A 20,205-nucleotide genomic window follows, 5' to 3' on the forward strand; every position below is an offset into this window, starting at 1 on the left:
AATCATTTAACGGGAGCTGGATTCATTATATCAATCGCTTCTTTCACATAGGTGCAGGCACCACTGGTAGAGTAATAATCATTCTGAACATTATAGATGGCAATACCGGCTATCTCATATCCGGCAGCCTCCACAGTGGCCCAATAGGCTACCTCACCCAATGCACGAGTACCATTCCAATACCCTGTCTTCTTATCAGTTGTATCATAAGAAATCGTAGACACAGCCATAACGAAGCGGTCACTCGGAACCCCATCCTCCAAGGCATTGTTCACCAACAGGTTTAACCCGGCAGCAGTAGTTGCACTTCCACTGTCCAGAATGATGTGCTTACAACTATTCAAGATAGTTTTGTCAATCAGATTCTGCGGTTTTCCTTTGAATGCAAAAAACTTATCTACGTTAGCTGCCTTCCATGTATTAACCGCATTCAGAAAAATGTTCTGTGTTGCCTGATAAGTTGCCAAGTCAGTTGCCGACATGAATGCCGGATTTTTTCCGGAAAACTCTGCAATCAGTCCGTCATAGCTGTCCAAGTAGGCAAGCTGTGTGGTAAGTTCTTTTTGCAGGTAACTATCAAAGGCTTCCAGAGAAGTATTGTCGCCAGCTGATGCCAATTCATCATAAGCCGCCTTTATAGCATCATAACTGACGGTATAAACAACTTTCGTTCCTTTCTGATGAACTGTTTCTATATCAGCTTTCTCGAAGTCCGCTAATTCGGGATACATCATTGAAATAACATCGATGCTGTCCGACATATTAGTAATATGCTGCGCCGGACTATAAGGCTCCTTATTACTGTTATCGAAATAAGCATATACTACTTTATGCTCAGAGGCCTTATAGGCGGTCAGGTTGTTCAGGTACTTTGCATACCCTTCAGGATTTTGATCTTTTATGGTAGACTCATTGATGGAGAGACTCTCCACATCCGTACAGGAAGCCAAAGCTATGCTTACCAAAACGAACAGACCGGTAATAGGTTTTATTATATTTTTCATAACTTATCGAATAAAATAGGGTTATCTGATATTGGAATTACAATCCCACCATACACGGGTAGCATAATTGTCTGCACCTTTCAGGTGGCTTGACACAGCAGCTTCCACATTCTCCTTATTGCTGACATATTCGTCAGTGGGGAAAGGCATACGGCGTGCTCCCAGTTCATTGTCGACTACACCACCGCTTTTGTTTCCAGCAGGATCCGCAGGAATCAAGCGAGGATAGCCCGTACGACGGAAGTCCGCCCATGCTTCGTTTCCAAGCATCCAGTTGGCAATCCATTTCTGGGTAATGATACGTTCTTGTTTAACGTTCTGTGTATCTCCGTCATTCCATTTAATGGTAATGGTGGACAACTGTGAACCATAGCTGTTAGCTCCGGAAGGATCATCATAGATACCCGGCTTGCTGGTAGCATTGTTTATATAATCAACTGCACTTCCGGCACCCCATTGTTCAAATGACAGTTCGATACCTCTTTCGTAGAACTCCTTTGCAGTACCGCCCATACCGGAGAAATTAAATACAGCCACAGCTTCAGCACGCAGGAAGGCAACTTCAGCGGCGTTCATCCACATAACCGGATCGCTTTGACCGACATTGACACCGGAATACTTGTGTGCGTCGGCGCCCAATGTAGTACGATCAATACTCCGACGAACTCCCACATAGTCATAACCAGCCCATTCGGACGGAACGAAGTATTTAGAACGACGAGGATCATTATATCCATTCATATAGCAGATAATGTCGGCAGCCGCATGTGTATCACCACCAGTGAGACAAGCATGGTCCGTAGCTGAATTATAGCGGGTTGCGGTATAAAGCGGATTGACAATCGAACCGAAATAACTCCACTTGGCATTATCATTATTTGACTCAATTACTCCCCCCTGTATAGCTTTCTGAGCTTCTTGTTCAGCCAATGCCTGGTTAGCATACACAATACGCATAGCAAGGCGTAATCTCAAAGAATTGGCAAACAGGGTCCATTTGCTGATGTTTCCGCTATATACATAGTCGGCAGTAGCAGCCAGAGCAGCTCCGGGATTATCGTTCAGAGTAGCAATAGCTTCATCCAATTCGGTAAAGAACTGCTTGTACACAGCTTCCTGCGAATCATAAGGAGTGGTAACAGCACCATCCAGACCTATTTTTGAATAAGGAATAGGACCGTAAGTATCCGTCACGCGACTCATGGCAGCTACCTTAATAATCTTTGCAATGGCAAACGGGACAGGGTTTCCGGTTTGTTCGGATATATTTTTAACCGAAGTCAAATTAGTAAACAACTGCGGAATGAGCTTGTCGGACTTCAAAAATACATTGGTCCAATTATCCGTAGCATTAAAGTTTCCAATCGTATTTCCCCATCCGGTATTGGTATCCGAGAAATACCCCCCCATCGGTCCACCCAACAAACAATCGGTGAACTGTGCCGTGTTTACGTCCGAAGACACCACGCAACTGGAAAGGTTGTTCATTGCCGAGCCCAACATATAATCGTCGGCCTGCATATCATCGGTTCCAGGCTGATAAGGATTCGAGTTGATATCCATATAATCACCTGTACAAGATACTCCGGTAAAAACCAGCGTTCCTACTATTATTTTATTAATAATACTTCTTCTCATAACATTAAAATTTAAGAGTTACACTACAACCGAAATTACGGGTAGAAGGCATCATGAAATAATCGACACCCTGATAGAAATTGTCAGTGGATGCTACACTTTCAGGATCGAACGGAGCTTTGCTGTAAATCATCCACAAATTACGTCCTACAAGTGAAATCGTCAGGTCACATACATTATTGAACATCTTGCGAGGGAATGTATACCCGATAGAGGCTTCCTGTAAACGTACGTTTGTTGCCGAATAAGTGTAATACTGCGCCACTGCGTCACCACCACCTATAGCATCATACCATGACTCCGGATTTACCCGGTCTCCTCCATTCACCGACACATATCCTAAGTCTCTTGCCGCAGCCGTAGCCTCTGATACGCCAAATTCATCCAGAACTGCTTGTGTACGCGAAAATACTACGCCTCCCAAACGGGCTGAAATCATAAATCCCGCATTAAAGTTCTTCCAGGAAAAGTTATTGCGCCATGCCATATTGGCTTTCGGCAATACACTTCCCAGTTTAATCCATTCATCCGAGTTGTCTATCTTTTCGGTAGCCACGTTGCCGTTCTGATCCACGTACACATTGCCATTGGCATCACGTTTCATATCTATATTAGAATAGATATCTCCCATAGAGCCGCCTTCCTTCAATAGGAAACGCGCAGATCCTAAACCACCCATATTCAATGTAGATATAGAAATCACCTCATTGGTCACAGGATTAATGGCATTGTCTGCCAAAGTCGTAATCTTGTTCTGATTGGTAGAGAATGTATAATTGCTGCTCCAGGTAAAGTCTTTCCAGGTATTTTCATATCCCAATGCCAGTTCTATACCCTGATTACGCACAGCACCCGTCTGGATATACAACGCTGAATAACCGGATACTCCCAATTGAGGATTGAATGTCTGGTTCTTGGTAGTCGTATTATAGTAGGTCATATCAAAATTGAAGTTCTTCAAAAAACGCAAAGTCAAACCGACTTCCCATGATTCGGTACGCTCCGGCTTCAGGTTGTATACCGGATATTGAGTGGTGTTACTCCACTGTCCTGTACTTTCATTCCATTCGTAACGAGGATTGGCTATGTATCTCTCAAATGCCGTACCTACGGAAGCGAAAGAACCACGCAACTTCATAAAAGAAAGATAATCACGATTCAGATTAGGCATCAACTCAGACAACACAACTGAAAGGCCGACTGAAGGATAGAAGAACGACTTACTGGTAGAGTTAGGTCCTGCCAACTGTGAAGGCCAGTCATTACGTCCGGTCAATGTCAGATAATAAGTACTCTTGTAGCCCAGTTCAGCAGAAGCAAACACAGATTGGGTTTGCTCACGCCAGCCGCTCTGCATACGCTTCGTTTTCTTAGCACTCAGGTTCTGCACATTAAATACGTTGGCAAGCCCCGGAGTTTCACCTTCAAAGTTTTCGTCGGCAATAGGTCCTCTCACTTCCAGTCCATCCGAACGCATATCCATAAATGAAGTACCGATATTTGCCGAAAGGTTCCAGTTCTCTCCGAAACTCTTATTAATATTGATAAGGAAGTCAGCATACAGTTGTTTATCTGTCGTTTTAGAAATAGTATAGAGACCGCGTGTAGATGCCTCAGTCATCTGCGTGTTTGTTCCGGCATGATACTTTTCAGTATAATCATTGAAAGAATTATCCAAACGGACACGCCCACTTACACTCAACCAATCCAGTATCTTGTAGTTCAAACTGGCATTCAGCATATAACGGTCTTTATTGTTATTACGAAGCTGACGATAATTAATCCAGTATGGGTTCTGCATCACAATACCGGCATCACCTATCGGCCAATACTGGGTATTCAGTTTGCGAGAAGCATCATAACGTTCGTACATTTTGAAGTCTGCCCAGTCATTGCCGCGCGGAAACAAGTAAGCGCCCACCAACGGATTGTTGTAAGTACCTTGGTTCACCATATTCTGGTCTTTCTGAAGCACATAAGTTGCACCCACATCCAGAGTCATCTTATCATCCAGGAAGGAAGTAGTATTGCGGAAAGTAAAGTTATAGCGTGCATACTTATTATTCGGTATAAGTCCCTTAGAATTAACAGCGGCAGCCGAAACATACGTTTGGTTCTTATCCGTACCGGTAGACAAGGAAATGCTCTCTGTTCCGGTAACACCTGTCTGAAAGTAATCACTCGTCGGATTGTATCCATAAGAATTAGAAGAATTCAACCGATTCCCCCAGCTATGTGTAATTTGACTGCTACTGGTTCCATAACGATTTTGGAAATCAGGTGTCACAAAGGCATTAAAGATTTCGGTATTACTGTTCACAGTAATGTTTACACGTCCCTCTTTACCTTTTTTCGTTGTAATGACGATGGCACCGTTTGCAGCATCCGACCCGTAAAGGGCTGCTGCTGCCGCACCGGTCAATACCGACATTGATTCAATATCTTCAGGATTAATATCAGCAATAGGTTCGGTAGCACCCTTTGAGTCAAACTCAGTACCACCCTTACCGGTTCCGGCATACATAGGAACACCATCAATGACATAGAGTGCATTGGAAGACTGCATGATAGACTTTGTACCGCGCATCACTACCTTTGATACACCACCGACACCGGATGAAGAAGCGTTGATATTTACACCGGCAACTTTACCGTTCAAAGAGTTTACGAAATTGGCATCCTTTACACGGGTAATCTCATCACTCTTAACTTCCTGTACATTGTAACTCAGCGCCTTCGTAGCACGCTTGATACCCAAAGCCGTCACTACTACCTCTTCTATCAATTGTGAGTCTGTTTCCATCAGCAAGTTAATAGGTCCTGAGCCTTTAACAGCAATCTCCTGTGGCTTATAACCAATATAGGAGAACTGGATAACAGGATTAGCTTCGGTAGTAGTCAGCGTAAAGTTACCGTCCAAATCGGTAATACAGCCAACACTGGTACCTTTCACCAATACATTCACACCGATAAGGGGCCCCATATCATCCGATACCACTCCGGTGATAGTGCGTTCCTTACCTTGTTGATTCCCCTCTTGCGGCGTAGCCGACTTTTCAGAAAGATAAACAATGTTATCTTCTACTTTAAAAGAAATGTCCTTTCCTTTAAGAATAGCATTCAAGGCATCTTCAATCGATGCATTCTTCACCTTGACGCTCTCAACTGTCACTGTGGCGAGTTTGTCGTCATAAAAAAATTGATACTTGGATTGAGATTTAATCTGTTCGATGACTGTTCCTAACGTTGTGCGGGACACGTTCAAATTCAGTTGGGCAAAAGTCCACTGAACTGATACAGCCATGAAGAACAAAACTAATAAAGTCCGCAGAAATTTCGAACTTTGAAAAGCATGATTGTTGTTCATAAACAAAGTTTAAAGGTTACACATTGGTTAATTTAATCAGCCAAGGGAGTCTTTCTCCCGGCCTTCGTATTATAAAACAACAGGCACTTAAAATACACTTAGTACAAAATGATATTTTTTTTCTTTAAAATGAAGAAGGGGATAGTTTCCTTTTGACTATCCCCTTCTTCAACACATCATTAACGCTTTTTCTTACTTCTTTTTTAGTTCATTGGAGAAAGAGTAAGGATAGTCTTCCGGCTGTGTTCCTCTCTGTAGATTGGGTTTACTGCCCATATCAAATTTCAGGACACCACCTTTTATCATATCTCCATGCTTCAGATAATTCTTGGTATACGTATTTCCATCCAAACGGAGTGACTCGATATATATATTTTCAGAGTTGTTATTCGCAGCATCAATCACCAAGGAATTACCGTTCTCGAAATGCAGAGTAGCTTTCTTGAATAAAGGAGCACCAAGGACATATTCGTCGGTTCCCGGACAAACAGGATAGAAGCCCAACGCAGAGAATACATACCAGGCAGAAGTCTGACCGTTGTCTTCATCTCCGCAATAACCATCGGGACCGGGAGTATACATGCGGTTCATCACCTCACGCAACCAATATTGTGCTTTCCAGGGTTGTCCGGCATAATTATACATATAAATCATATGTTGTATCGGCTGATTGCCATGAGCATAGTTTCCCATGTTCATCACCGTCATTTCACGTATTTCATGAATCACCTGACCATAATAACTATCATCGAAAACAGGAGGAACAGTAAATACAGAATCCAGCATTCCAACGAATACCTTTTCGCCACCCATCAAATCTATTAATCCTTGCGGGTCATGGAACACAGACCAGGAATAATGCCAACTGTTTCCTTCCGTAAAGGCATCACCCCACTTCAACGGTGAGAAGGGAGACTGGAACTGGCCATCCTTATTACGGCCACGCATCAACAAACTCTCTTTGTCGAATACATTCTTATAGTTCATGGCACGCTCTGCAAAAAGTTTCAGTTCTTTCTTCGGACGATTCAGAGCCTTGGCCATCTGGTAGATGCACCAGTCATCATAAGCATATTCCAACGTGCGGGCAGCATTCTCATTGATTTTCACATCGTAAGGAACATAACCCAGTTCATTATAATATTCGTAACCCAGGCGACCGGTGGAAGAAACTTCGGGATGCACATTCTTGGTTCCATGGATAAGTCCTTCATACAAAGTAGTTACATCATCCACTTTAACACCTTTCAAATAAGCGTCGGCAAGCACGGAAGCCGAGTTATTGCCAATCATACAACCGCGATGTCCCGGACTGGCCCATTCGGGGAAGAAACCGCTTTCTTTATATGTATTGACGAGACCTTCCTGAATTTGCTTGTTTACTGACGGATACACCAGGTTGAGGAAAGGAAACAGGCAACGGAAAGTATCCCAGAAACCGGTATCGGTATACATATAACCGGGGAGCACCTGTCCGTTGTAAGGACTGTAGTGCACAGGAGCTCCGGCTTCATCGAACTCATAGAAAGAACGGGGGAAAAGTACCGAGCGGTACAAACAAGAGTAGAAAGTGCGATATTGGTCAAGATTACCACCATCCACTTCTATTTTTCCCAATACCTGATTCCAGGCATCCTGTCCCTTCTGAACCAAAGCCTCAAAGCTGTCATTACCCAATTCTTTCAGGTTTCTATCTGCTTGTTCAAAGCTGATGAAAGAAGAAGCAACACGTGCATGAACGATTTCACCTTTACGGGTTTTAAAACCGATGATGGCACCTGCATGTCCGGCAGACTGCTCATTCTGGTTTTCAGCCAGCTTGCCATCGGCAACGGAAGCCCTGTAAGTGAAAAGCTTGTCGAATTCTATAACGAAATAGTTCTTAAAGTTATCAGGAACCCCACCGCTATTACGAGTAGTATATCCGATAATCTTGTTTTGTTCAGGAATAATCTTGATGTAAGAACCTTTATCAAAGGCGTCTACCACCACATAAGAATGGTCGTTCTCGGGGAAGGTGAAACGGAACAGGACGGCACGCTCCGTAGGAGTAAATTCTGTTACTACATCATGCTCAGCAAGATATACCTTATAATAATGTGGCAATGCTATTTCTCCTTTATGTGAGAACCAACTGGCACGTTTATCTTCATTGAACTCCGGTTTACCTACCACCGGCATGATAGAAAACTGACCATAATCATTAATCCAAGGACTAGGTTGATGGGTTTGTTTAAAGCCGCGGATTTTATTGGCAGTGTACACATATTGCCAGCCATCTCCCATCTTCCCCGTCTGCGGTGTCCAGAAGTTCATACCCCAGGGACGCGCAATAGCCGGATAAGTATTACCGGTAGAAAGTTCGAAGGTGGACAACGTCCCCATCAATGGATTGACGTATTGTGTAAAATCTTTAGCCTGCCCCCAAAGAGCGCAGCACAAAAAGCAAATCGATAAAAAAAGGTTCTTCATACTATTACAATAATTATTGGGTTATCAGGCGTTATGCGTAACACCATTTGAAACTATTTATTTCTTCGAAGACAAAAATACACTATTTCCCACTATTTTATATTCAATAGGTATCACATTCTTAACTGAGTTCAACACTTCCTCCACACTATTCTTCTTTTTTAATGCACCGGTATATGTCTTTGTCACGTCCATATCGGGTGCCAGAATAATTTTCACTCCATAAGAATTTTCCAATGTTCGTGCAATGGTGAAAATATCCGCCTTCTCAAATACAAACTGGTTATTATGCCAGTTTTCAATTCCTGTATCCACTTGCTTCACTACCAGACGGCGGGTCATACCATTCAGTTCCGCTTTCTGTCCCGGAGACAGAACAATCATCCCTTCTTCATGATTCCCTTTTACTTCAATCTCTCCCTTTATCAACGTGGCTACCGCCGAGCGGTTGGCCTTGTCACTCTTCAGATTAAAGACAGTTCCCAAAACTCTGACCTGCATGGCTTCACTCCGTACAATAAAAGGTTTTTCCACATTTCTCTTTACTTCAAAATAGGCTTCACCTTCTATATATACATTTCTTCCCTTTTCTGAGAATTCGCTCGGATACTTCAAGGTAGTATGTTTGTTCAACCAAACTTTGGTACCGTCAGGCAACATCAGTTCTTTCACTTCGTCCCGGGCGGTGACAGCCACCAATGCACCCGTCTCGCTCTGCGACTGATAAATATGATAGCTCAAACCGGATATAAGAAAGACGCCTATCAGCATGGCAGCATACCGCATCCAGGTATTCATTCTCCGCACCTTATGCCGCTTCGTCTCTTCCTGTTTCAACCGTTTGAATAATTGTTTCTCCACTCTCTCTATTTTCTTTTCATCTGCAAAATTTTCGTTTTTTCCAAGATGATATATTTGCTCTATCCTGAACAATTCACGCACGTTCCCGTCTGACTCGTCCAGCCAAGCGTTCACCTTATGGAGTTCTTCTTCAGAACATTCACCCATAAGAAATCTAGCTATCAATTCTTCATCCAACTTATTTATTCCTTCCTTCATCATACTAATAAAACAATCGTTTCGATAAAAACACTTATACCTTACCTAATAAAAAGAGGACCAACATGAAGTTCAGGTAGCCCAATCTTTCGCGCAGAAACTTCAAAGCTTTATACATATGGGCTTCTACTGTCCGCAACGATATGCCCATTGTTTCTGCAATATCCTTGTTCTTCATATCATGCAGATAACTGAGCTTGAAGACCATCTTACACTTGTCCGGCAACTCATTAATCGCCTCGGAGAGTTCCCTTCTGAGTTCCCGGTCTTCTATCCTCTTCACAACTTCATTGCTATCCGGCTGATAGAACTCAACTCTCTTCTTGTTAATCTCCGTCACAACCGCTTCGTAACTATTCTTGACTTCCCGGTGCTTCAGTACATTTAAAGCACGGGTGTAGACCGCCCGATACAGGAATGCCTGTATCTGTTCGCCCACCGTCACTGTGTCTTGTCGCCGCCACAACTCCACAAATACGTCCTGTACTACGTCTTCCGCTTCTTCTTCGCCCACAATGCGCGTGGCGTAAAAGAGCAGATTAGCATAGTACTGACGAAAAAGCAGTTTATAAGTCAGGTCAAAGTTATCACCCATAATCTCACATCTGTTTTAAATCCCCGTCAACTACTCATACCACACCTTTCCCGGCCTGTTCCCCATTTCAAATTCAAGGATACTTCCGTTCATTATTTGCTCATGTGTGATATAGCTTTTATCGTAAGGTTTCCCGTCGAGTTTTACCGACTGGATATAGAAATTCTCCTCGCTGACTGCCGGTGCCAGTACCGTAAACGTCTTACCGTTAGCCAAATGCATCTTCATCTCAGGATACATGGGAGTGCCTATCTCATACTTGCCACCAACCGGGTTCACCGGATAGAAGCCCATTGCGCTGAACACATACCAGGCAGACATCTGGCCACAATCCTCATTCCCGCATAAACCGGCAGGCGTATTTTTATAAAGCTCATGCATCACCTCGGCTGCATATTTCTGGGTTTTCCAAGGTTGTCCCACAGCATTGAAGAGATAAATGACATGATGGCTCGGTTCATTTCCATGCGCATATTGCCCAATCATCCCCGTACTGAAAATAGGCAAATCCTCATCGGCAGACGGATTATAGGTAAACATACTATCCAGTTTCTGCGCAAACCTCTCCTTGCCTCCCGTCAACTCAATCAGACCGTCAATATCTTGCTGCACAGACCAAAAATACTGCCAGCCGTTGCTTTCGCAAATATGAGGAGTATAGTCGTCCGGACTGAACCCTTCTATGAAATCCCCTTTATTATTACGCGGTTGCATAAAAGAAGTTTGAGGATTATACACATTCTTATAGTTCCGGGAACGTTTGTAGAATTCATCCGCAGTCTCTTTCTCCCCTAACTTTTCTGCCATACGGGCGATGCAATAATCATCATAGGCATATTCCAGCGTCTTAGATAATGACCAGTTTTCTGAATTATAGTGGTCTGTCACGTCATAGGGTACATAGCCATACTTCTTATACAATCCTATTCCACGATATTCATCTATATTGGCGGTAGCCACACAAGCCTCCAGGGCTTTCTCTGGGTCAAAATCCCCTATTCCTTTTAAATAAGCATCTACAATGACAGGCACAGCATGATAACCTATCATCATATCCGTTTCACTGCCGTAGAAGTTCCACACCGGAAGGCGTCCGTTCTGTTCATAGAAGGCTATGAAAGATTTCACCATATCATTGACACGGTTAGGTTCTATATAGGTATAGAGAGGATGAGCCGCGCGATAGGTATCCCATAACGAGAATGTGCTGTAGTTTACCCACCCGTCTGCCTGATGCACCTTCTTATCAGGACCATAATAAGCACCATCTACATCGCTGTAAATAGTGGGAGCCAGCATAGAATGATAGAGGGCGGTATAGAATTTAACCTTCTCATCTCTATTATCACATTTGATTTCCACTCTTGAAAGCTGCTCGTTCCAGTTCTTGCGGGTAGCCGCCAGATACTTATCAAAATCATCATCCGGCGCCTCGGCAGCCAGATTACGTGCCGCTCCCTCCATGCTTACACCGGAAATGGCGGTAGTGACAATAATTTGTTCACCCGCAACGGTATGAAAATCAAACCGGGCAATGGCGGATGTTCCAATCCGTTCGCCATCTTTGATGACAGAGGCAGTGTCAAGTTGCACAGCAGCAAACGGCCTGGAGAAGCGGGTACGGAAATAAATATGCTGGTCGCGCGCCCAGCCATCAGAGAAACGGTATCCCTGAATAGTGACGGAATCGACGACTTCGATACGTGTATCGTTCGTAAAGTCCCAGTTCATAGCTTTCCTTAAATTGAGGAATATAGCAGCATCCGCTTCGGGGAAGGTGTAGCGCTGAATACCACAACGTTCGGTTGCCGTGAGTTCCACATTAATATCATAGTCTTTCAACCTGACCTGATAATATCCGGCACCAGCCGATTCTTCGGAATGGGAAAACAGGGAATGGATGCCCAACGGAGCTTCTGCTTCTTTATAAGGCAACGTCACAGGCATGAAAGAAATATCATATAAATCACCGGCTCCCGTACCCGAAAGGTGCGTATGGCTGAAACCTGCAATCGTACTGTCCGGATAGAAATAACCGGATATACGGTCCCAGCCCGGAAGACCGTTGTCAGGACTAAGTTGCACCATGCCAAACGGAGCCTGGGCACCGGGATAGGTATTTCCGGTAAAATCAGTACCAATAAGAGGGTTTACATACTCGACATAAGAATCACTTCCGGCATTAAGCTGTCGGGACACACACGCTGAAAAAGAGAAAAGAGCTGCAACTAAACAACAGGATTTCAGTAATTTCATAATATAATTAGTTAACGTGCTCATAAAACAACCCAATGCAACAAAACACTTAGTTCGCCGGCAAAAAAACTTTGGCAAACAAAAATAATACAAAAATCCGATAAACACATAGAGCCTGTTTACTTTTTTATTATTCCGGACACAAGAGATACAGAGTTGTTTCAAGAAGCAAAAGTGGTGAGTATTTTTAGTGGATGACAGATAATCTGCACCTCAACCTAAAAAATGAGCAGGTTCATTTTATTCTGTTCCCGGTTTACATTATCTTTGCCGTAAAAAGCGACAATGAGTTATACAACTTATCTCTTTGACTTTGATTACACGCTCGCCGATTCCTCGCGCGGCATCGTCACTTGCTTCCGCAATGTGCTCGCTCAACATGGTTATACCGACGTGACCGATGAAGCCATCAAACGCACCATTGGAAAAACCCTGGAAGAATCTTTTTCCATCCTGACAGGCGTGACGGATGCCGACCAACTGGAAGGTTTCAGAAACGAGTACAGGAAAGAAGCGGATACGCACATGACCATAAACACGGTGCTTTTCCTTGAAACCAAATCCGTGTTACTCGCCCTGAAAGATGCAGGCGCATTCATCGGCATCATCTCCACCAAATACCGTTTCCGGATAAAGGAATTGCTCGACCAGCATTTCCCCAGCAACTTCTTCAACATCATCGTCGGTGGAGAAGACGTAAAAGCCGCCAAGCCCTCGCCCGAAGGTCTGCTATTTGCCATCAAACAATTGCATGCCACCAAAGCGGAAACTCTTTATATAGGTGACAGTACAGTAGATGCCGCCACAGCCAAAGCTGCCGGAGTAGACTTTGCCGGCGTAACCCATGGGGTGACCACTGCCGAGGAATTAAGCAAATATCCGCACTGGAAGATAATGAGTTCACTGGAAGAGTTATTGGAAGACGATGAACGTCCCGCCAACGACAAACAGCCGACCGATAACCAACATCCGGCTGTCGATAAAGCGGTATCTCCACATCCGGCTACCGGTTCGTCTACCGTTTCTACTCCCTCCGCTCCACGCAGAAAAAAGATAATTAATATCTGGCAGATATTAACCCTGGCAATACTGCTATGGCTATCTTTTGAAGAGGGGGAAGACAGCAATGTCTTTATGTGGGCTTTCATATTGGTGCTCTGGTATATACTTACCATACGCCGGATTCTCCCCAACCGTGTATTAGATTTTATTTCCCCTTGGTGGACTCCCTGCAAAATACGTCTTCGCGCCCTCCACATCAAGATGATACACGGAAAGCAAGTACCGGTTGCCAGTGAAGAAAGCAGCACTTGCCTGAACTGCGGCACCACCTATACCGGCAGCTATTGTAACCGTTGCGGGCAAAGTCGCAATACCCCCCGATACCGTCTCAGCAATGCTTTCAGAAATATCCTGGGAGGATTCACCAATATTGATAACGGTTTTGGCCGTACTCTGCTGGACTTGCTCTACCGTCCGGGATATATGATAAAAGACTTCATTGCCGGAAAACGGATACTCTACTTCCGCCCCTTCCAGACATTATTCGTGCTGGCCGCCCTCTACATCATGACTGTGCAACTGGTAGATCCGGACGCTTTAAGCCAGAAAGACAAGGACTCTCCGGAAGTCCAAAGACAAGAAATAATTGATACGCGTGAACAACTGCAAAAGCGGATAGAACAAACTGAGGACCCTAAGACCAAGGAAGTCCTTACCCTAACTATAGAAAAACTGAATCGCAAGTTAGAAGATCTGGAACCGGAGGAAACTACAGAAATTCAGAAAAAGAAATACATAGCTACCCTTGAACAACTGCAAAAGCAAAAGAAAAAAGCAAAAGATCCGGCACAGAAAGAAGTTCTGGTACAGACCATAGAAAGCATCGAGCAAAGTCTGAAAAAGCTGGAAGCGGAAGACGCCTTAGAGACATTCAATTACACCATCAAAGTAAGGGATGAAGGCGACGAGGATCTCATAGACGAGATAGTGGAAAGCAGCCTGTCAGTGAGTAATAAGCTCGAAAAGTTTATTCAAAACACACCCTTTCTTCAAAAAGTGTGGAACCTGCTGCACAGTTGGGGACATGGCAACAAAGCATTCCGCATCATAGCCACCTTACCCCTCTTTGCCTTGGCAACACTTATGGCTTTCCGGCGTAAAAAAAATAAAATACGTTATAATCTTACAGAGCATGTATTTGTACAGGCTTATATCGCTTGCCAGATACTCTTGCTCAGTATCATCGTGCTACCCTTCAATGGCAATGCAGCGGTGGATGATTTATATGAATTACCCATATTTTTCATCTTCGCCCTCTTCTGCTTGGATTACAAGCAATTGTATGGCTACACATGGTGGAGAAGTTTCTGGACCACAATACTTATGTTCTTCTATAGCCTGATATTGCTCATACTCTTTGCCATCATCGTTGTAGGATTGGTGGTTGCAATGGTCCATATATTGAATCTGCTCTTATAGCATTGAGAAAAAATTCCCTCCCCTGTCTTTCAAGACATTTGTAAGATACAAAAAGTTCTCTCTATCTCTAATTGATACGAGAGAACTTTTTGTATTAGAGAGGGTTTACAATGCCGCCTACAAACTAATCCTATGCTTGCAAGAAACTAATCCCGGCACCGCAAGGAACTAATATTTTTCTTGCATCTTATTATTCCTACAATAAATATAGAAGTTTCTTACAATAGCTGTTGTAAGAAACTTCTATATTTATTGTAGGAAACTTTCACAGCTATTGTATGAATAATAAGATGCAAGAAAAATATTAGTTGGTTGCATGTTTAGGATTAGTTCATCGTATGTTTAAGATTAGTTAGATGCCACCCCATCAATCCGCTCCCAGGCATCTCTCTCATTTTCAAGAAGGGGAATTTCAGAATCCACGAAAAAAGAAGAAAAAACATTTGCCTGTTCCGAAGAAAAGAGGTACTTTTGTGCCCGATTATTCCGCACCGGGTTCGACAAAGCGTTTTCTAAGTGATTAGAGACCACCCGACGGAGCTAACTTATACATTATATATAAGAAATGTACGCAATTGTAGAAATCAACGGTCAGCAATTTAAAGCAGAAGCTGGCAAAAAACTGTTTGTACACCACATTCAGAATGCAGAAAACGGTACAACAGTAGAATTTGACAAGGTTCTTTTGGTAGACAAAGAAGGCGCTATCACCGTAGGTGCTCCCACTGTAGAAGGTGCAAAAGTAGTTTGCCAGATTGTATCAAGCATGGTAAAAGGTGACAAAGTTCTCGTTTTCCACAAGAAAAGAAGAAAAGGTCATCGCAAGTTGAACGGTCACCGTCAACAATTCACAGAGTTAACAATTACAGAAGTAGTAGCTTAATCAATTTAAAACAGTAAGAAGAAATGGCACATAAAAAAGGTGTCGGTAGTTCTAAGAACGGCCGCGAATCACAGAGCAAGAGATTAGGCGTTAAGATATTTGGTGGCGAAGTTTGCAAAGCAGGCAACATCATCATTCGTCAAAGAGGTACTGAATTCCACCCGGGCACCAACATGGGCATGGGTAAAGACCACACTCTTTTCGCTTTAGTAGACGGAACTGTACAGTTCAAAGTAACCAAGGGTGACAGACGTTATGTATCTGTAATCCCTGCTGAAACTACAGAAGCATAAGTTTCGGAACAAGAAATAAAAAAGAGGGATGTGATCCGTGTATGGATTACATCCCTCTTCTTTTTGTGCGAAACATCGCACATTATTTGTTTTTTATTTATCTTTGCACACTCATATAGAAGAGAAACATCAAAAACAAGTATCAAGATATGCTTACCATTAAACAAATTACAGAAAACACCGACGCGGTAATCCGCGGACTGGAGAAAAAGCATTTCAAAAATGCTAAAGAGACAATAGACCAGGTAATTGCCTTCAACGACAAAAGACGTAGTACACAGTCTGTATTAGATAACAACCTCTCTGAAGTGAACTCAATCTCCAAATCCATCGGACAACTGATGAAAGAAGGAAAGAAAGAGGAAGCCGAAGTGGCCAAGAGTCGTGTAGCCGAGCTGAAGGAAACCAACAAGACGTTGCAGGCCGAAATGGACCAGGCAACCGAAGATATGCAGAACCTGCTCTATACCATTCCGAACGTGCCTTATGATGAAGTGCCCGAAGGCGTAGGTGCCGAAGACAATGTAGTTGAAAAAATGGGAGGCATGGAGACGGAACTTCCCAAAGACGCACTGCCCCATTGGGAACTGACGAAAAAATATGATTTGATTGATTTCGATTTAGGCGTGAAGATTACGGGAGCCGGATTTCCTGTTTATAAAGGAAAAGGTGCACAGTTGCAACGCGCGCTAATCAACTTCTTCCTGGACGAGGCTCGCAAATCGGGTTATCTGGAAATTATGCCACCGACAGTAGTGAATGCCGCTTCTGGTTACGGAACAGGCCAGTTACCTGATAAAGAAGGTCAGATGTACCATTGCGAAGTGGATGACTTGTATCTCATCCCGACGGCTGAAGTACCTGTTACAAATATCTATCGCGATGTGATTCTGGAAGAGAAGCAGCTTCCTATCAAGAATTGCGCATATACACAATGTTTCCGTCGTGAAGCCGGTTCTTATGGTAAGGATGTACGTGGTCTGAACCGTTTGCACGAGTTCTCTAAAGTGGAACTGGTTCGCATTGACAAGCCGGAACATTCTAAACAATCTCACAAGGAGATGCTGGACCACGTAGAAGGTTTATTGCAAAAGCTGGAATTGCCATACCGTATTCTTCGCCTCTGTGGTGGTGATATGAGTTTCACGGCTGCGCTTTGCTTCGACTTCGAGGTGTATTCCGAGGCACAGAAACGCTGGCTGGAAGTAAGCTCTGTGTCCAACTTCGATACATACCAGGCTAACCGCCTGAAATGCCGCTATCGCAGTGGAGAAAAGAAAACCGAACTCTGTCATACTTTGAATGGTTCGGCTCTGGCATTGCCGCGCATCGTTGCCGCTCTGTTGGAAAACAACCAGACACCGGAAGGTATCCGTATCCCGAAAGCGTTGGTGCCATATACGGGATTTGAAATGATTGACTAATCTTCAATGATAGCCTAACTTTATATAAACACAACGTTTTATATAAATACAACGCTATCCAAAGGCTGAAAGAGCCTTGCATCATATAGCCCGGGGCCGTTGCCCCGGGTTTCTTCATCACCCGCTTCAGAGCGTAAGATAGTAATACCCATTGCCCCGGACTATAAGATAAAAGGCTTCCAACCTTTTAAGCTGCATTCCAAAAGTTTTTATCTAACTTTTGAGGTACAGTGCACTTTGACCCCTGCCCTTCTCTTTTTTACTCACAACTTGCTTTGTTTTTACCAAATAACCCGTATCTTTGCAAACCGTAACAATCTGAAAGTAATTACGTAATTATACCAACAAAATTATAAGATAATGAACAAAATCATTAGCAAAGAACATTTTTCAGAAAAGGTTTTTAAACTGGAGATTGAAGCACCTTTAATTGCCCGTTCACGCAAGGCAGGACACTTTGTTATTGTACGTGTAGGCGAAAAAGGCGAACGTCTGCCGCTGACAATTGCCGCGGCAGACACTGCGCGCGGCACTATCACTTTGGTAGTACAAGAAGTAGGCCTCTCCTCCACCCGCCTTTGCGAACTGAATGAGGGCGACTATATCACCGATGTAGTGGGCCCGTTGGGACAGGCTACTCACATTGAAAACTTCGGAACGGTGGTCTGTGCAGGTGGCGGCGTAGGTGTAGCCCCCATGCTTCCTATCGTACAAGCATTGAAAGCTGCCGGAAACCGCGTTATCGCCGTGCTTGCCGGACGTAGCAAAGAGCTGATTATCCTTGAAAAAGAAATGCGTGAAAGTGCAGACGAGGTTATCATTATGACCGACGATGGCTCTTATGGACGTAAAGGATTGGTCACAGAAGGAGTAGAAGAAGTTATCAAGCGGGAGAAGGTGAACAAGTGCTTCGCCATCGGTCCCGCCATCATGATGAAATTTGTTTGTTTGCTGACTAAAAAATATGAAATTCCGACAGACGTTTCACTGAACACCATTATGGTGGACGGTACCGGTATGTGCGGTGCCTGCCGCATCACTATCGGCGGAAAAACCAAGTTCGTCTGCGTAGACGGACCGGAATTTGACGGCCACCAGGTAGACTTTGACGAAATGCTGAAGCGTATGGGTGCTTTCAAAAGCATCGAACGTGAAGAAATGCACAAACTCGAAGAGGGAGAATCCTGCAAAGCCATGCCGGAAACTGCAGAGATAGTAGACGAGAAAAGCCGCAATGCTGCATGGCGTCTGGAACTTCGCAAAGCCATGAAACCCAAAGAACGCACTGCTATTCCGCGCGTTGAGATGAACGAACTCGATGCAGAATACCGCTCACACAGTCGCAAGGAAGAAGTAAACCAGGGACTAACAGAAGAACAGGCATTGACAGAAGCTAAACGCTGTCTGGACTGTGCCAACCCGGGCTGTATGGAAGGTTGCCCCGTAGGTATCGACATCCCCCGCTTCATCAAGAACATAGAGCGCGGAGAAATTCTTGAAGCTGCCAAGACACTAAAAGAAACCAGTGCCCTGCCTGCTGTTTGCGGTCGTGTTTGCCCGCAAGAGAAACAGTGCGAAGCTAAATGTATCCACTTGAAGATGAAAGAGCAGCCGGTAGCTATCGGTTATCTGGAACGTTTTGCTGCCGACTATGAACGCGAAAGCGGACAAATATCCGTTCCGGAAATCAAAGAAAAGAACGGTATTAAGATTGCTGTCATCGGTTCCGGCCCTGCCGGGCTTTCCTTTGCAGGAGATATGGCGAAATACGGTTATGAGGTTACTGTCTTCGAGGCGCTACACGAAATCGGTGGTGTATTGAAGTACGGTATCCCCGAATTCCGTCTGCCAAACAAGGTAGTGGATGTAGAAATTGACAACCTCGCCAAGATGGGTGTTAACTTTATAAAAGACTGCATCATCGGTAAGACTATCAGTGTGGAGCAGTTGGAAGAAGAGGGTTTCAAAGGAGTATTTGTGGCATCCGGTGCCGGATTGCCCAACTTCATGAATATTCCGGGAGAAAACTCCATCAACATCTTGTCATCCAATGAATACCTGACGCGTGTCAACCTGATGGATGCTGCCAGCGAAGACTCGGATACTCCGGTACCTTTTGGAAAGAACGTAGCCGTTATCGGTGGCGGAAACACAGCGATGGACTCGGTACGTACCGCACGTCGCTTAGGTGCCGAACGTGCCATGATTATCTACCGCCGTTCCGAAGAGGAAATGCCTGCACGTATTGAAGAAGTAAAACATGCAAAAGAAGAAGGTGTTGAGTTCCTCACGCTGCATAACCCTATCGAATACATTGCCGATGAACTGGGAAAAGTAAAACAAGTCATTCTGCAAAAGATGGAACTTGGTGAACCGGATGCTTCCGGACGTCGTAGCCCTGTCCCCATTCCGGGAGCAACAGAAACGATTGATATTGACCTGGCTATTGTCAGTGTAGGTGTATCTCCCAATCCGATTGTACCCTCATCTATTCCGGGTCTGGAACTGGGACGTAAAGGTACGATTGCCGTGAATGAGAGTATGCAGTCGTCCATCCCAACCATTTATGCCGGTGGCGATATTGTTCGTGGCGGCGCTACCGTCATTCTTGCCATGGGAGACGGTCGAAAGGCTGCTGCAGCTATGAACGAACAGTTGAAGAAATAATAATATTCTCAATAATAAGAAGCCCCGTTTGCATGATGCAAAAGGGGCTTCTTATTATTAGTATTT

At 44.1% G+C, this 20,205-nt stretch carries 12 protein-coding genes; 5 read left to right on the forward strand and 7 right to left on the reverse strand.

Annotated elements, in window-relative coordinates; all coding sequences use genetic code 11:
- Window positions 1–2 precede the first annotated feature (2 nt).
- The 7 genes from QZ135_RS09420 to QZ135_RS09450 all read right to left on the reverse strand — a co-directional run bounded on the left by QZ135_RS09420 (window position 3) and on the right by QZ135_RS09450 (window position 12,391).
- Complete coding sequence (locus tag QZ135_RS09420) at window positions 3–1,004, reverse strand: glycoside hydrolase family 18 (protein ID WP_294608308.1); 1,002 nt, start codon at window positions 1,002–1,004, stop codon at window positions 3–5.
- A 21-nt stretch (window positions 1,005–1,025) separates the two neighbouring features.
- Complete coding sequence (locus QZ135_RS09425; RefSeq protein WP_294608320.1) at window positions 1,026–2,642, reverse strand: RagB/SusD family nutrient uptake outer membrane protein; 1,617 nt, start codon at window positions 2,640–2,642, stop codon at window positions 1,026–1,028.
- 4 nt (window positions 2,643–2,646) lie between these two features.
- The gene (locus QZ135_RS09430; RefSeq protein ID WP_294608321.1) at window positions 2,647–6,009 is read right to left on the reverse strand and encodes a TonB-dependent receptor; all 3,363 of its coding nucleotides are present in this window, start codon (window positions 6,007–6,009) and stop codon (window positions 2,647–2,649) included.
- 192 nt (window positions 6,010–6,201) lie between these two features.
- Window positions 6,202–8,481, reverse strand: coding sequence for a GH92 family glycosyl hydrolase (locus QZ135_RS09435; protein ID WP_294608323.1), 2,280 nt, complete (start codon window positions 8,479–8,481; stop codon window positions 6,202–6,204).
- Window positions 8,482–8,538: 57 nt separating this feature from the next.
- Window positions 8,539–9,543 (reverse strand): FecR family protein, encoded by a 1,005-nt coding sequence (locus tag QZ135_RS09440; protein WP_294608325.1) that lies wholly within the window; start codon window positions 9,541–9,543, stop codon window positions 8,539–8,541.
- Between the two features lie 31 nt (window positions 9,544–9,574).
- The gene (locus QZ135_RS09445) at window positions 9,575–10,135 is read right to left on the reverse strand and encodes an RNA polymerase sigma-70 factor (protein WP_294608327.1); all 561 of its coding nucleotides are present in this window, start codon (window positions 10,133–10,135) and stop codon (window positions 9,575–9,577) included.
- Between the two features lie 30 nt (window positions 10,136–10,165).
- Window positions 10,166–12,391: a GH92 family glycosyl hydrolase gene (locus QZ135_RS09450; RefSeq protein ID WP_294608329.1), complete on the reverse strand. Its 2,226-nt coding sequence runs from the start codon at window positions 12,389–12,391 to the stop codon at window positions 10,166–10,168.
- A gap of 285 nt (window positions 12,392–12,676) precedes the next feature.
- On the opposite strand from QZ135_RS09450, the gene QZ135_RS09455 reads away from it, so the two are divergent.
- The 5 genes from QZ135_RS09455 to QZ135_RS09475 all read left to right on the forward strand — a co-directional run bounded on the left by QZ135_RS09455 (window position 12,677) and on the right by QZ135_RS09475 (window position 20,139).
- Complete coding sequence (locus QZ135_RS09455; RefSeq protein WP_294608331.1) at window positions 12,677–14,872, forward strand: HAD-IA family hydrolase; 2,196 nt, start codon at window positions 12,677–12,679, stop codon at window positions 14,870–14,872.
- A 565-nt stretch (window positions 14,873–15,437) separates the two neighbouring features.
- On the forward strand, window positions 15,438–15,755 hold the full coding sequence (gene rplU / locus QZ135_RS09460) for a 50S ribosomal protein L21 (RefSeq protein ID WP_294608333.1): 318 nt from the start codon (window positions 15,438–15,440) through the stop codon (window positions 15,753–15,755).
- Between the two features lie 23 nt (window positions 15,756–15,778).
- Window positions 15,779–16,048 (forward strand): 50S ribosomal protein L27, encoded by a 270-nt coding sequence (rpmA, locus tag QZ135_RS09465; protein ID WP_294608335.1) that lies wholly within the window; start codon window positions 15,779–15,781, stop codon window positions 16,046–16,048.
- Between the two features lie 149 nt (window positions 16,049–16,197).
- Window positions 16,198–17,472 (forward strand): serine--tRNA ligase, encoded by a 1,275-nt coding sequence (gene serS, locus QZ135_RS09470; RefSeq protein WP_294608337.1) that lies wholly within the window; start codon window positions 16,198–16,200, stop codon window positions 17,470–17,472.
- A gap of 360 nt (window positions 17,473–17,832) precedes the next feature.
- Window positions 17,833–20,139, forward strand: coding sequence for a bifunctional dihydroorotate dehydrogenase B NAD binding subunit/NADPH-dependent glutamate synthase (locus QZ135_RS09475; RefSeq protein ID WP_294608339.1), 2,307 nt, complete (start codon window positions 17,833–17,835; stop codon window positions 20,137–20,139).
- Window positions 20,140–20,205: the final 66 nt, after the last annotated feature.

Source organism: uncultured Bacteroides sp., from assembly GCF_905207245.1.
GTDB lineage: Bacteria > Bacteroidota > Bacteroidia > Bacteroidales > Bacteroidaceae > Bacteroides.